This window comes from Stenotrophomonas sp. (assembly GCF_032099025.1).
GTDB lineage: Bacteria > Pseudomonadota > Gammaproteobacteria > Xanthomonadales > Xanthomonadaceae > Stenotrophomonas.
The window spans coordinates 323128-337436 of the sequence record NZ_DAMCID010000001.1 but is presented as its reverse complement, the minus strand read 5'-3'; the positions used below and the strand labels follow the sequence as shown (position 1 = coordinate 337436).

The following is a 14309-nucleotide window of genomic DNA, read 5'->3' as shown; positions in this document are numbered from 1 at the left end:
CCCTGCCCCGAGCATGTAATTGGCCATTGCGTGATGGGGTGACGCACTAGCAGTTGGTTTTCCAGGTCGTTGAGATCGACTTGTACTTTGCCGAGGCCCGGCGCCAGGCCATTTCTTTGTACTGCTCCCGGACCATGGGCGACATGTGTGTCGGTTGAATGTGGGTCAGCAGATTTGCGCGCCTGCCAATCAAGCCCGGTTGCAGGGGCACGACACGCCACGCTTCCCCGCCGACCGAAATGTATTGCACGTACGGCGATGCCGGGCGGCCCATGTCGTACCACTCGCCGCAGAACAGGTAAGTGGCCACAACCGACCACGTCGATGTGGCCCGGTCGTAGTCCATGACGACCGGAATCAGGCTTGATCGCCACACGGGCGGTTTGACATCCCCGTCCGTGTGCGGGATCCGCACCGTGGTCTCCCCGGGCTCCCAGCCCGTTGGGCGCATCGCCATATCGCGCAACATGGTCCCTTTCGCGGTGCGCTTGACCACGATCAGTCGGCCGTCGGATAGCCGCACTTCCTCTTTCCACGACTGACTCATGCGACTGCAGCTGGCGCTCGCCAGCACCAGCGTACACAGCAGCGTCAGACCCAAAACGCGTACCAAGGCGTTTCGAGTGGTGGTGAACGCAAGGACGTTTGTCATGCCATGCCCCTTATGCCGGTTGGGTGAGACAGCGAAATCTGGTCACGGCGGGATCCGCTCCCGCCATGACCAGTACCTCAGATCAGGTGCGGGCGTTCGCTGCCGAACAGCAACCGGTTGGCCCCCTCGCGCCACACCGCCGGGCAAGACTTGCCGCGCAGCACGGCCGCAACGGTATAGGCATAGCCACGATTGCTCGGGCTGACCCGGCCCAGCACTGCCTCTGCCTGCTGCACGCTGGCATTGGCCCGCACGGCGTCAACGAACGCCACCACGCGCGCCGCTTCGTCGGGATTGGTAGACAGCAGCACCGCCTTGCGCCAGGTTGCCTCCTCGCGGCCGTGCCGCAGCGCCAGCGCCCAGGTGGCCCATACCGAATCCGGATCGATCCCCTGCTCCGCCGTCATCGCCATGGCTTTCTCGACGTATTCGCTCGGCGCGCCGTCGGACGCGGCGATCATGCGAATCATGCGCGGCAGCAGCTCGGCGTCAGGCTGAGCCAGCTGCACCGCCTGCTCGTACTCGCCCTGCCCAAGCTTCAGATAGGCTTCGTAGGGCGAACCCACGGCGTCATCGCTGTCGATGGCCAGCATGTTGGCCAGCAGCGAAGACTGGCCCGCCAGCGACTTGAGCTCCGGATTGCTGGCGCCCAGCATGCGCTTGACGCGCGCCAGCTCCAGCGCCACGTACTCCGACGTTGCCGGCGCCGTCGCCGCCTGCGACCAGGCTTCGTTGGCGCCCGCCCAGTCGCTGCGCGAGGCCAGCACGTAGCCGGCCGCCTGGGCAAACCAGGGCTCCTGCGGCCAGCGGCGCTGTCCGGCCAGGAACGCCTCGTCCTGCGCCGGGCCATCGGCCATGCAGCGCACGGCCAGATAGGCCAGTGAGGACGATTCCGGCTTGCTCGCCGCCATCTGCGTCTGGCGTTCGCACGCCGCGGCGGGTGTCTGGCCGATATGCAGGTCCTGCTCCATTCGCAGCGCCGCGACGTCTTCGGGGTAGCGCTTCAGCCGCTCAGCGATGAGGCCTGGCAGGATGTCCGGGTCCCGCGCCGCCATGGCGAGCCAGGTGGTCAGGTTCCGCGAGCCGGGTGCATCCCAGCGCGCATGCGCCAGGATCATGGCCTTCATCTGCTCGTCGTCGCCCACTAGCTCGATCTGCCGGCGCGGCGCCCGATCGCCCATCGCCGTCACTACCGAGCGCGTGCCGCCATTTTCGTAGCTCTGGGTCTGGATGGTGCTGGGCGGTTCCTGCAGCACGAAGTCGGCATCGGTGGCCGACCAGCGCTGCGTACCCAGCATGCGGTCCGGGTTGCCCTTTGCGCCGCCATATTCCGCCCACCACTGGATCAGGGGCGCTGCACCGGCCACGTTGTAGGTGAAGTGCGAGCGGCCGGTCATGCGTTCACTGTCGAAGGACTCGATCAGCTCCCCGTCCGCAGTGTGGGTGACCACCTTGTGGGCGATGCCGGGCTCCACGTCCAGGGTCGCGCTCTGCAGCGGCTCCAGCGCGACGGTGTTACCGTCGAGGGTGACCTGCACGGGGATGCCCAAACCGTTGTACAGCGACACCGTGGCGGTGCCGGTCAGCATGCCGAACACGAGCACACCCACGACAATCGCCGCCGCTGCGGATGCGCGGGCGGCGCTGGCGGCCCAGCCATCGGCCGTCTGGAACCTGTCCCACCAGCCCAGCTTGGTCTGCAGCTTGCGCTCCTGGCCTGGCAGCAGCAGCGGATAGCCCTTGGGGGGCTGCGACGGGGCCGGCGCAGCGGGCGCCACCGCGGTCGAATCCAGGCGTTCCACCACGGCATCTTCGTTGGCCAGCAGGGCTTCCAGCGTGGCGGCGCGCAGTTGTGACAGCGCGCCGCAGGTGTGGTTGACCCAGTCGCCTGCATTGCGGACCCAGTTGTCCATGTTGCCCTGTACGGGCGCGCTCAGGCCCAGCTTGCCCAGCGCCTCCACCAACGGCTTGCCGCCGTGGGCGATCACGGTCTCATCGATCACGCAGCTGCCGGCGGTGTCGTAGAGGTAGACAAGCGCCTGCTGCACGCGGCTGGCGGCCACGATGAGTCGGCGCAGCTCGTTCTCGGAAACGCGCTTGTCCGCGGTGACTACCTGCAGCACGTTGACGAAGAGCCCGTACCCGTCACGCAGGTCGGCCTCGGTGTGCTCACAGAAGTGCAGCAGGGCCACCTGCCCTTCGAGCAGCGCCTCCCACCCAGCCCCACTGCGGCGCGCGGCCAGCCGGTGCAGCGTGCGGCATTCCTGGTCGTGCTGGGTCACGGCCTGCCGCAGTGGCGCGATCTCCGCATCCAGTGTGGTGATGACCGGGCCGAGTCGCGAGGTGTCCAGCACCTGGTCACGCCAATGCACGCGGTTGCCCGATGCGCGCAGGTGCCCGGCGCGGGCGGCCTCCAGCGTGGCGCGCTCGTCCTCCAGCAGTTGCAGCTGCTGCAGTGCCTTGCCGTGCGCCGGCGCATACAGGGCGGCGATGCGGTCGCGCAGCTGGTCGTTGTTCAGCGGTTCGAGTGGGCCGAGGAACAGCTCGGCCGGCGTGGCGACGCCACGCACGAAGGAGCGCCGCAGGTAGGTGCCCTGGTAGCGCTGCTGCAGGGCACGGATATCGAACTCGGCATCGAGCCGGCGCAGCGATTCCTCGCCATCAGCGAACGCCGGCGGGGTTTCGCGCAGCAGGCCGTTGGAGAGCTGGTGCTTGAGCGCGTCGGCGTCACGGAACAGCAGCATGGCCGGGCGTTCGTCGATGACCGCCTCCACATAGCGCCGCTTCAGGTTGTTTTCGCGGTCGATGTTGGCCGGGTGCGTGGACCACATTTCCGGCGCACGCACCATGGCCTGGCGGAACACGCGGTGCTGCTCACGCTCACGCTCGGGTAGCTGCGGCGGCTCGGCATACAGGGGGTCGGGCGACACCCGGCGCAGGTTGGCCAGCATGCGCGTCTGCACGGCGAACAGGTCGGCCACGGCATGGCTGGCAGCGAATTCGCGCGAGGCGAAACTGAGCGTCCTGCCCCAGGCATCGTCGGCCGCGCCAAGGCGGTGCAAGGCATGCACCAGGGCATCGCTGCCGGCCAGCGAGGCGGCCACCAGGTCGGCCTGGTACTCCATCTCGCGCGACAGGGCGCGCTCGGACAGCGCCACCACGCTGAAGGCGGTGTCCACCAGCGAGCGGATGGCCCAGACGATCAGCGACAAGCTCCAGCCAATCCAGGCGATGCGGAAGTCCAGCCGCGACACGGTCGCCAGAATGGTGTCGAGCGCGTCGCGCCGAGCCACCAGCTGGCTGGCGATCTGGTGGGCAACGTATACCCACCGCCCCACCGCCATGGTGCGCTGGGCGAAGTGGCCGAATTCGTGGGCCAGCACGGCCTTGAATTCGCCCAGGTTCAGGGCGTTCACCAGCGGCAGGCCGATGTCCAGGTTCTTGCGCGAGGGCAGCAGCAGGTTGACCAGCGAGAGGTCGTAGAAGACGCCGGCGTTGACCCGCGGCGACAGGTACACCCGCTTCGGGCGCGGCGCGCCGGCCTCGTCGGCCAGGCGGTGCAGGAAGGCGAACAGCTCAGGCTGGTCGGCCGGCTTGAGTTCCATGTCCTTGGAGGTCTGCCCACGCTTCAGGAAGACCAGCCCCTTGGCCATGAACGCGACCAGGAACACGGAGAACCCGCCGACGAGGACATTGGCAAACGCGTTGCCACCCTCCCCGGCCAGCAGGGTGCGGAACACGCGGTAAGCGGTCCAGCCAAACCAGCCCATCAGGGCGAAGTAGGCAAAGGCGAAACTGAGCAGACCGGCCACCGCCAGCCATGCATGGCGGCGATAGGCGGAGCTGGGTGCGGTGAGTTGCGCAGGCACGGCCGACGGCCCCGCCGGATAGAGCGAATCCATTATGTACATCCCCCTGTTGTCCTGCTCCGTGCTGACCCCCGGACATTACACGGAGTTTACCCGGCGTCATGCCCGGTCCCGGGGCGATTGTGCACGTTGTTGAGGCGCCGCGCATCTGCCCGCAAACCGTCGATGGGCGCCGGAACATTCGATGGTAGGGTTGCATCCAAATCAACTGCCGGGGTGGTTATTACCCGTTTGAGGCATGACCTCGAACGCAGGCAGCGCGTTTTGATGTGAGGTCATGCGTTACCGCTCAATCGTTGGTGGTTGCGGCCATTGCGACTCTGATGTCGTCCGGAATCGTGCAATGGGTGCCGTGGCGTCGAGCGGGCCCTGTGAGCGGTTCAATCACGCCGCCTTTGGCCTCGCTTGTTCCGAGTTTGCATTGCATTGAAAGGAACAGGGTTCGGCCGTTGCGGTCCACCCATTGCTGCCCGAAGTACTCTCCATCCGCCCGCTCGAAGGTCGGGCCGATCAGCTCCGTCAGCGACCCTTGATTGGGGAGGCTGCGCAGCACGGGGCTGTCGCTCATGGAGGCATTCAACCAGCTGGCGATGACCGAGCCGTCCATGCGATGCAGGGTTGCGATCCTGCCCGGCGCGTCATCGGCGAGGTAGCGCGACGTCCACAGGCGATCCTCTCCCCAAGGGGTGATCGCAGTGTAACGAGCCGGCAGCCGTTCGATTCCATCTGCATCCATGAAACCGTAATAGCCATCGCGCAGGAACACGACGCCACCTGGCAGCAATGCTTCTGCATATCTGATGGTCTCGCCCACGAAGCGCTGGCGTTTTACGTGATACAGGCGAAGCCCCTCCGCGTCGCTGCGCACGAGGAGCAATGCGCCATCAGCGCTGACCTGGTCGATCCAAGTATCCTTTGGCAGCAGGTGCTCGCCGAGCTTGGCGTCGAGCCACAGCCGTGGCTGTGATTCGCCGTCCAGCGTGCCGAAGAAGCCTGGGGCCTCTGCGCTTAGGCGGCTCAGTGGCGGCGTTTGAACCAGCAGCTTTCCTCTGCAGTCCACCAAGGTCTCCTGCCCGTCTTCCGCAATCGCCTGCCTCAGCTCGGGACGCCCGTCGACTTCTTTCCACGCGTATGCCGAGAATGGCCCGAGCACTTTGCCATCCGCATCAACCAGCTTGTCACCGGCGTCGCCCATGGTCGTGCGCCAGATACCTGGGCAGATCTCCTCGCCTTTGGTCGCGCCGGCGATCGCCATGAAGCGCCCATCCGGGTACATGAGGCCGCCCACGGCGCCGGCTTCGCTTGCAAAAATGCCCTCTGCATCTTCTCGGATGACGCGGTATTCGGTCGCCCAGCGCGGCCAGCTGCCCAGGTCTTCAGAGGCGAGGTTGCGCGACCGCGGCGATGAGTAGCCCACCACGTAGATACGCGTGCGATCACCGGTCAGCTGGCCGCGTGTATCCAGTCTGCGCCACGCCCTGCCCTGCAGCCCAAGCCAGCCCCCGTTGTTGAGCGGCAGAAGGTTGTCGATGCGCTCGGTCCACAGCGTGTTGCCTGCTTCGTCGCGCAATGCGCACGGTGTGCCCGGTTCGAGATCGCAGACCAGATACTGCGGGCGGTCCGGGAACGGGCCGGCTGCCCGGAGTTCACCCTTGGCGAGCTGCATGCGCAGTTGCCCATGCGCATCGAAGATGCGCTCGCCGGCTTCCCGCGAACGCCAGCTGTAACGCTGGGGATGTGCCGTGATGGCCCACTCGCCGCTCCCGGGTTGCCAGCCCACGAAGCTGCTTCCATCGGCCCGCATCAGCCCGGTCCCCGCCTCGGACCATGCGCTGAACAGTGGAGTTGGATCTGGGTCTTCCGGATGGCGCTCAAACGGTGCGTCGGATCGGAGCTCGACATACGGGCCCCGCAGGGAAACCCGGCCCGTTTCATCGAACCACACGCTGCGACTTGTGTCGAAATCCACGGCCACCCACCGACTGGGCGCGATCTGTTGGGGTCGCCCCGGCCACTCCTGGATCAGGCGACCCTGTTCGTTCGCCACCAGGGCAGTTTCGAACCCGCTGGCCTGCAGGACAAATGCCTGGGGTGCCTCAGCCCATGCCGGCGCGATGCCGAGCGCGAGGACCAGCACCGCCGGCTGGGCCATGCGCCTGGCACATCTGGCGGCGCCGGCGCGCCTGGCGTCGAATCGTTGCAAGGCGTCCGTGTCGTGCTTCGTCATCCGTCGATCTTGAGCGTACTGAAAGGACCCTATGGTAGCCGGCAACCTGTACTTCCCGATGGCTGACAGCTGTCACTTGTTCCAATTCAGCGCAACGGGAGAATTACCTCATTCCCGCACGGCCCTGTACGGCCGGCCCCCACCCCAAGCCAAGGACGTTCCATGAACATGCTGCAGCTCTTCGTTTCGCACACCCCCCTGTGGGTCTGGGCGCTTCTGGTCTTCCTGATCACGCGCGGCATCGCCGCCATGAAGCCGGGTGAAGTCTCGCTGGGTAGGCTGGCCGTCGTGCCTGCCCTGTTCACCGCGTGGGGTCTGTGGTCGATCAGTGCCCGTTACGGTGCATCCTGGCAAGCGTGGGCGATCTGGCTGGTCGGAATCGGCGTGGGCGCGGGCATCGGCTGGATGCTGCTGCGTCATTCGACGCTCACCCCCAACCGTGCAACCGGGAGGCTGTGGCGCGGCGCGGACTACAGCCTGCTGCCGCTGTTGCTGGTGACGTTTGCGGTGAAGTACGGGTTTGAATCCGCGCTTGCGATGTCGCCGACGCTTGCTGGGGATATTGGTTTCCGGGCTGCCTATCTGCTGCTGTCCGGCGGCTTCACCGGCACCTTCATCGGCAAGTACCTTCGCTACCTGGCGGCGTGGCGCCGCGCAACGCCGGGCAATGATCTGAAGGTGGCGGGCTGAGGTGCATGGCCGCACCCGGGCGGTTGTGCCTGCCGCACTGCTGCATGCCGGCCGGGCCGCTGAATGCCGGCCGACGGTAGGGTTGCATCCCAATCAACCGCCGGGGTGGTGATTACCCCTTTGGGGCATGAACTCGAACGCAGCCGGCGCGCTTTCGATATGGGGTCATGCGTCACCGTGCCGATCACCGCTATCGGCAGTGGTGCTCCTCCGCGTCCTGCGGCCGCACCACGTGTGCATCCAAGCACGTCGTCGTTTGGGAACCTACCCTACCGTTTCCGAAATGGATGCGGTTGCGCGGCGCCCCGATAGGCCAATGCTACAAATGCCAGGCCCGTGGCTGCGCATACGGCCAACGGTGTAAAGAGGAGTATCGAGTAGGGCCAGTCTTTGACCAATCTGTACAGTCCAGGGAGAAGGGCGATTGCGAACGCTGTCGCCGGACCGGCAAGGCGAAGTTTCAGGGCCAACCAGAGTGCGGGAAGCCCGTACACCAGAAGCGCCAGCACCATGACTACGTAACCCCATAACGAGAAAAGCAACGCACTGGTGATGACGGTCACTGTCTTCGAAAGTGACACGGACCCTACCAGGGAAATCAGGAGCGCGTTCACGAGGTACCCGGCGGGGACGCCAATGAATGCCGCGAAAAACAGGTTTCGATAAGGCTGATTTGGCGGGCGTGAGAACCAGTTCATTGACCTTCCATGAGTCGATTTGGGCCGAGCCTTCCGTCCGACTATAGCCCCGTGTGCCGAGCTCGGCCACCGGTAGGGTTGCATCCCGATCAACGGCCGGGGTGGTGATTACCCCTTTAGGGCATGACATTGGGCGCAGCCTGCGCGCTTTCGATTCGGGTCATGCGTTACCGTGCCGATCACCGTTATCGGCGGTCGTTTGGGAACCGACCCTACCACCTCAATTCGAAGCGTAGCGCCTGGTGTTGACCTGGTTCGAGCCGGTTGGGTGCGAGGGTGAAGCCGTTGGGTGGGCCGGTCTGGGGTTCGACGCAGGTGGCGTGTGGGGCAGCGTTGTACACCACCCAGTGGTTGATGTTGGCGCGCAGCCGGAGGCGCTGGCCTGCGGATACCAGCGTTATGTCCGCGTGGTTGATGAAGCAGTCGTCCCATGGGCCGGGGGATGCGCTTACCAGTGGCAGCCTGGCGATGCCCTCCTCGTCTCGTGGGTACATGGCCTCGGGGGAGAACAGCAGCTGGTCGGGCTTGCGGAACCAGGGATGCCAGCCGAGTACGGCCGGCATGGGTTGGGCGCCGGCCTGCACGGCGAGGCGCAGCGCCAGGCTGTTGGGCGTCAGGTGGATGGCTTGCGTTGCCGTCCCGCCGAAGGGCCAGTAGCGATCCTCAGGCAGCTTGAGAGACAGTGTGGCGCTGTCCGTCTCCACGCTATCGATCTGCCAGGGCAGTGCGAACCCCACACCGTGGATGGCGTGGTCGCCGAAGTTCGTCGGCAGTGCATAGGCCCTGCCGTCGAAATCGAAACGCCCGTGCCGGATTCTCCCGGCCCACGGCACCATCGGGTAGCAGCCCCAGGCGATGGTGGCTGCCCCACCCTCGCGCGCGTCCACCAGCCAGTCCACGCCGTCGTAGCGGATCTGGGCGATCCGTCCGCCTGCCTCCGGTGCCAGCGCGACCTCCAGCCGACCCGCCCGCAGCCAGTGCAGGCGGCCGGCAGGCAGCGGTGCCTCGGCGTCGTCAATCGGCAACCGGCTTTCAGGCGGCATAGGGATCGATGGTCCGGATGCTGCCGTCGGCCTCCATGTGCAGCGGGGTGCACTTCACCGAGCGCAGGTGGGTTACCCCGCCCGACAACAGAGCGTCGTGATAGAACAGATACCACTGCCCCTCGAACGCGCAGATGGAGTGGTGCGTGGTCCAGCCCACTACCGGTTTGAGGATCACACCTGCATAGGTGAACGGGCCATACGGGCTATCGCCGACGGCGTAGCACAGCAGGTGCGTGTTGCCGGTGGAGTACGACAGGTAATACCGGCCCTGGTACTTGTGCAGCCACGGCCCTTCGAAGAACCGGCGCTCGTGGTCGTCGGCGCGCAGCGGCTGCCCGTGCTCGTCCAGGATGACCACCTCCCGGGTGGGCTCCGCCAACTGCGTCATGCCCGCCTCCAGCCGACCGACGCGCGGCCCCAATGCAGGCGCCGCCCCGGTGGGCTCCTCGTGCGCCGCGTCGTAGCGGTTGTCACGATACTTCTGCAGCTGCCCGCCCCAGATGCCGCCGAAGTAGAGGTATTGCGCACCCTCGTCGTCCTCGAACACGGCCGGGTCGATCGAGTAGGTGCCGGTCATCGGCTCCGGTTCGGCCCTGAACGGTCCCTCGGGGCGATCAGCCACCGCGACGCCGATGCGGAACATCCCCTCCCCGTCCTTGGCCGGGAAATACAGGTAGTAGCGTCCGTCACGGTGCGCCGCGTCCGGTGCCCACATCTGCTTCGCCGCCCAGGGCACGTCGCGCACATGCAGCGCCACCCCGCAGTCGGTGGCCTGGCCCGTGGGGCTGTCCATCCGCAATACGTGATAGTCCTCCATGCCGAAGTGCCCGCCGTCATCGTCGAACGGCGTGCCGGCGTCGATGTCGTGGGAGGGATAGATGTACAACCGCCCCTCGAACACGTGCGCCGACGGATCGGCCGTGTAGATGTGGGTCACCAGCGGCTGGGAGATGGCGTGTGCGGCAAGGTGGCCAAGGTCGTTCCCCTGGCGACGCTGCAGCAGGTCCTGCTCGATGCGGTTCTCCATGCGCTTGTCGATCTTGTAGAGGAAGAGCATCGCCACCGCCACCAGGAACGGCAGGGAGCAGTAGACGCTCACGGTCAGCCGGATGCCGTTGACCACGCCCTCGGGCTGTTGGTCCGCGCCGGCCTGGTAGCCGTAGTACGCCAGGATGCCGGCGACCAGTGCACCGCCGATGCTGAGCCCGATCTTCAGGCCGCACAGCATCGCGGAGAAGATGATGGCGGTGGCGCGACGGTTGTTCTTCCATTCCGAGTAGTCAGCGACGTCGGCGATCATCGCCCACAGCAGCGGGATGGTGATGCCGTAGAAGAACCCGTGCAGCATGAAGGAGACAAATGCCACGGCCACTGCGGTGGGCGGGAAGAAGTAGAACACCAGCAGGAACACGGTGGAGACCAGCAGCGCCCCACCAAACACATCGCGCTTGCCGAAGCGGTCGGCCAGCCGGCGTGAGACCCCTATGCCGATGATCATGCAGAGGATGCCGCAGGCGTTGAACAGGCTGAACGCCGAGGTCGCCGGGTCCTCCGGCCACGCGAAGCCCGACAGCCCCATGCCGTTGAGCGCGGCATTCAATCCGCCGATGAAGCGGTTGAAGCCGGTGTTGTCGAGGAAGCCCGCCAGGGCGGACTCACTCATGTAGTACTGGAAGTAATAGATGTAGGTGCCGCCCTTCAGGGCCAGGTTGATGAAGACCAGCACCGTCAGCGCCAGCATCACCTTCCACGGCCGGTTGTGCAGCAGGTCGGTCAGATCCTGCAGCACGCCGCCGGTCTGTTCCTTGGCGGGTACGATGCGCTCGCGCGTGGTGGCGAAGGTGATCAGGAAGAACACCGTTCCCACCACCGCGAACACCGTCATCACCCGCTCGAAGCCCAGCACGCGATCGCCGTCGCCCAGGATCAGCACCAGCGGCAGCAACAGCACCTGGATGATGAACTGCGCGATCATCACCGCCACGAAGCGGTAGGCCGACAGGCTGTTGCGCTGGGCCATGCTGCCGGTGAGCACGCCGCTGAGCGCCGAGTACGGCAGGTTGTTGGCCGCGTACACGAGCATCAGCAGGCCGTAGGTGGTCAGGGCGTAGATGATCTTGCCGCGCGCGCCCAGCTCCGGCGTGCTGAAGGCCAGCAGTGAAAGCACGCCGAACGGCACCGCCGTCCACAGGATCCACGGCCGGAACTTTCCCCACCGGCTGGCGGTGCGGTCGGCGGCAATGCCGATCAGCGGGGTGAACACGAAGGCACCCAGCAGTCCGACGACGAAGATGATCGTCGCGGCCGTGGCGGGCGGCAGCCGGTACACGTCGGTGTAGAAGAACGCCAGGTAGGTGATGAGCGTCTGGAAGATCAGGTTCGCGGCGAGGTCGCCCAGGCTGTAGCCCAGCTTTTCGCGGATCGACAACGTGTGCTCGGCGGTCGGCAGGCGGCCAGGGTCAGTCACGGTTCGCCTCCACGGTGAAGCGGGACTGCACGCGGGCGTCGGCACTGGAGCCGCCTATGCGCACCTCGTACGCCCCCGGCGGCACGACATAGGCGCCGCGCGCCTCGTCGTACTGGCGCAGCGCCTGCTGCGCGTGCAGATCGAATGCCACGGTCCGGCGCTCGCCCGGAGCGAGGTGGAGGCGCTGGAAGCCGCGCAGCGCCTGTTGTGCATCGCCGGGTCCGGCCCCAACCCGCCGCACATACAGCTGCACCACTTCATCGCCCGCGCGCTTGCCCGCGTTGGCCACCTCCACCTGCACCTTGAGGGAGCCGTCTGCGGCAATGCGTGGGGAATCCAGGCGCGGCGTGCCGTAGTCGAACCGGGTGTAGGACAGCCCGTGTCCGAACGGATACAACGGGGTACCGCGGAAGTAGCGGTAGGTGCGGCCTTCCATGGTGTAGTCGTCAAACGCGGGCATGGCCTGGTCCGCCGTGTAGAAGGTCACTGGCAGCCGGCCGCCGGGGTTGACGTCGCCGAACAGCGCCTGGCCCACGGCGGTACCGCCGCGCTGCCCGGGATACCAGCTCATGAGGATGGCGGACAGGTTTGCCTGCGCCCACTCCACCGCCAGTGCCGACCCACCGGTCAACACCATCACCACCGGCTTGCCGGTGGCGTGCAGTGCCTCCAGCAACGCACGCTGGGGCGCGGGCAGGCGCAGGTCGGTACGGTCACCGCCGGCGAAGCCCGGATAGTTGACCTTCATTTCCTCGCCTTCCACGTCACCGGTCAGGCCGCCCACGAACACCACCACGTCCGCGTTGCGGGCGGCGTCGAGTGCCTCTTCGAACGGCGGCTTCGCACCGGGCATGCGCCAGCCCAGCCGCACGCCTGCGTCGCGCTCGGCGTCGTAGTACTCGAGTTTGATGTCGTACGTACGGCCCGCCTGCAGGTCCAGCTCCACGCCATCGCCGTGCAGCCGGTCGGCGTTGGCCCACTGGTCCAGCACGCGCTTGCCGTCCACGTAGAGGCGGAAGCCATCATCTGCGGCGGCCTCGATGCGGTAGCGGCCCGACACCGGCGGCAACAGCTGGCCACTCCAGCGGATGCTGAACCCATCGGCCGGAATGCCCTGCCCCGGTGCCGCCTCGCCACGGGCCAGCAGGTTGTCGGTGGGGGAGCCCCGGTCCCAGCGGAACCCGATCTGGGCGTCGGTGCGCACCAGCGCCGGCGTGCCGGAAAGATCGGTCGTGCGGAAGTACTCACCGCGCAGGCCGCGTTCCGGGGAATCGGCAGAAGGACGCAGGTAGGTCGGTTCGATCAGCGGGGTCGCGCTGGGATCGTCGCGCCCTTCGACCAGGTCCACGCCGCGCGCATAGCGCACCTCCACGCCCTTGGCCGCGTCGCGGATGCCTTGCAGGATCGTCACCGGTGCGGCTGGTGTGCCGAAGTAATTGCCGAGCAGTGCCATGGTGTCGTCGGCGGTCGGGCCGACCACCGCAATGCGCTTGAGAGTGCGTGGCAGCGGAAGCACGCCATCGTTCTTCAGCAGCACCAGCGACTCCTGTGCGGCCTTCAGCGCCAGCGCGTCGTGCGCCGGGGCCTGGTTCACCGAGGCCGGTATCCGCGCCCACTTCACGCGCTCGGGCGGGTCGAACATGCCCAGCCGCATGCGCGCGGTAAACAGGCGCGTGACCGCATCGTCGATCTCCGCTCCGCTGATCAGCCCTTGCTCTACGGCGGTCGGCAGCGTGGCGTATTCCTGGCCGCACTCCAGCTCGGTGCCGTTCTTGACCGCGAGTGCTGCCGCGGCTTCGCGGGTGGGCACGATCTTGTGATGTTTCCAGATATCGACGATGGCCCAGCAGTCGGACACGACGTAGCCCTTGAAGCCCCAGTCACGGCGCAACACGTCGCGCAGCAGGAACTGGCTGGCGCTGGCGGACTCGCCATAGACCCGGTTGTACGCACCCATCACCGCATCGACCTGGCCCTCCTTCACCAGCGCTTCGAACGCCGGCAGGTAGGTGTCGTACAGATCACGCTTGCTGGGCCGTGCATCGAAGTGGTGGCGGTCGGCCTCCGGGCCGCTGTGCACGGCCAGGTGTTTAGCCGTGGCGTCGAGCTTGCGGTACACCGGGTCGTCGCCCTGCAGGCCGTGCACGAAGGCCACGCCCATGCGCGCGGTGAGGTACGGGTCCTCGCCATAGGTTTCCTGGCCCCGGCCCCAGCGCGGATCACGGAAGATGTTGATGTTCGGCGACCAGAAGGTCAGCCCCTGATAGCGCGCATGCGAGCCCTCGCGCAGGAACTGGTGGTGCTTGGCACGCGCCTCGTCGCTGATGGTGGTGGCCACCTGCCCCATCAACGGCACGTCGAAGGTGGCGGCCAGGCCGATGGCCTGCGGAAACACAGTGGCCTGGCCTGCCCGCGCCACGCCGTGCAGGCCTTCGTTCCACCAGTCGTAGGCGGGAACGCCCAGGCGCTCGATGGCGGGCGCGGCGTTCTGCATCTGCGCCGCCTTCTCTTCCAGGGTCATCTGCGCGACCAGCGCCGCCGCCCGCGTTTCGAAGCTGGCGGAGGTGTCCAGCCACGGCTGCGGTTCGGCGGCGTTGGCGACGGTCGCCAGGGTGATCGCGGCGCAAAGCGCCAGCGTGCGGAACATCGGGCTGGAAAGC

Annotated in this window: 7 protein-coding genes and 1 pseudogene; 1 reads left to right on the top strand and 7 read right to left on the bottom strand. The window is 66.7% G+C overall.

The features are described 5' to 3' along the window. Positions 1-46: 46 nt before the first annotated feature. The 3 genes from RT456_RS01415 to RT456_RS01405 form a co-directional block, all read right to left on the bottom strand. A complete protein-coding gene (locus RT456_RS01415) occupies positions 47-652 on the bottom strand; it encodes a hypothetical protein (protein ID WP_313341502.1) in 606 nt (201 codons plus the stop codon). A gap of 77 nt (positions 653-729) precedes the next feature. After that, positions 730-4554 carry a M48 family metallopeptidase gene (locus tag RT456_RS01410; protein WP_313341499.1) on the bottom strand — a complete coding sequence of 1275 codons (3825 nt, stop codon included), beginning with the start codon at positions 4552-4554 and terminating at the stop codon, positions 730-732. A 256-nt stretch (positions 4555-4810) separates the two neighbouring features. Next, positions 4811-6748, bottom strand: a complete 1938-nt coding sequence (locus RT456_RS01405; protein WP_313341496.1) for a hypothetical protein — start codon at positions 6746-6748, stop codon at positions 4811-4813. A 162-nt stretch (positions 6749-6910) separates the two neighbouring features. On the opposite strand from RT456_RS01405, the gene RT456_RS01400 reads away from it, so the two are divergent. Then, entirely contained in the window at positions 6911-7438 is a 528-nt protein-coding gene (locus tag RT456_RS01400; RefSeq protein WP_313341493.1) for a DUF6622 family protein, read from the top strand. Between the two features lie 910 nt (positions 7439-8348). Here the strand turns inward: RT456_RS01400 and RT456_RS01395 are convergent. From RT456_RS01395 to RT456_RS01380, 4 genes and pseudogenes are all read right to left on the bottom strand, one after another. After that, on the bottom strand, positions 8349-9161 hold the full coding sequence (locus RT456_RS01395; RefSeq protein ID WP_313341491.1) for an aldose epimerase: 813 nt from the start codon (positions 9159-9161) through the stop codon (positions 8349-8351). A 7-nt stretch (positions 9162-9168) separates the two neighbouring features. Next, complete coding sequence (locus RT456_RS01390) at positions 9169-10134, bottom strand: glycoside hydrolase family 43 protein (protein WP_313341910.1); 966 nt, start codon at positions 10132-10134, stop codon at positions 9169-9171. A 33-nt stretch (positions 10135-10167) separates the two neighbouring features. Next, positions 10168-11631, bottom strand: a pseudogene (locus tag RT456_RS01385) (MFS transporter); the annotation flags it as partial. 10 nt (positions 11632-11641) lie between these two features. Beyond that, on the bottom strand, positions 11642-14296 hold the full coding sequence (locus tag RT456_RS01380) for a glycoside hydrolase family 3 C-terminal domain-containing protein (RefSeq protein WP_313341907.1): 2655 nt from the start codon (positions 14294-14296) through the stop codon (positions 11642-11644). Positions 14297-14309: the final 13 nt, after the last annotated feature.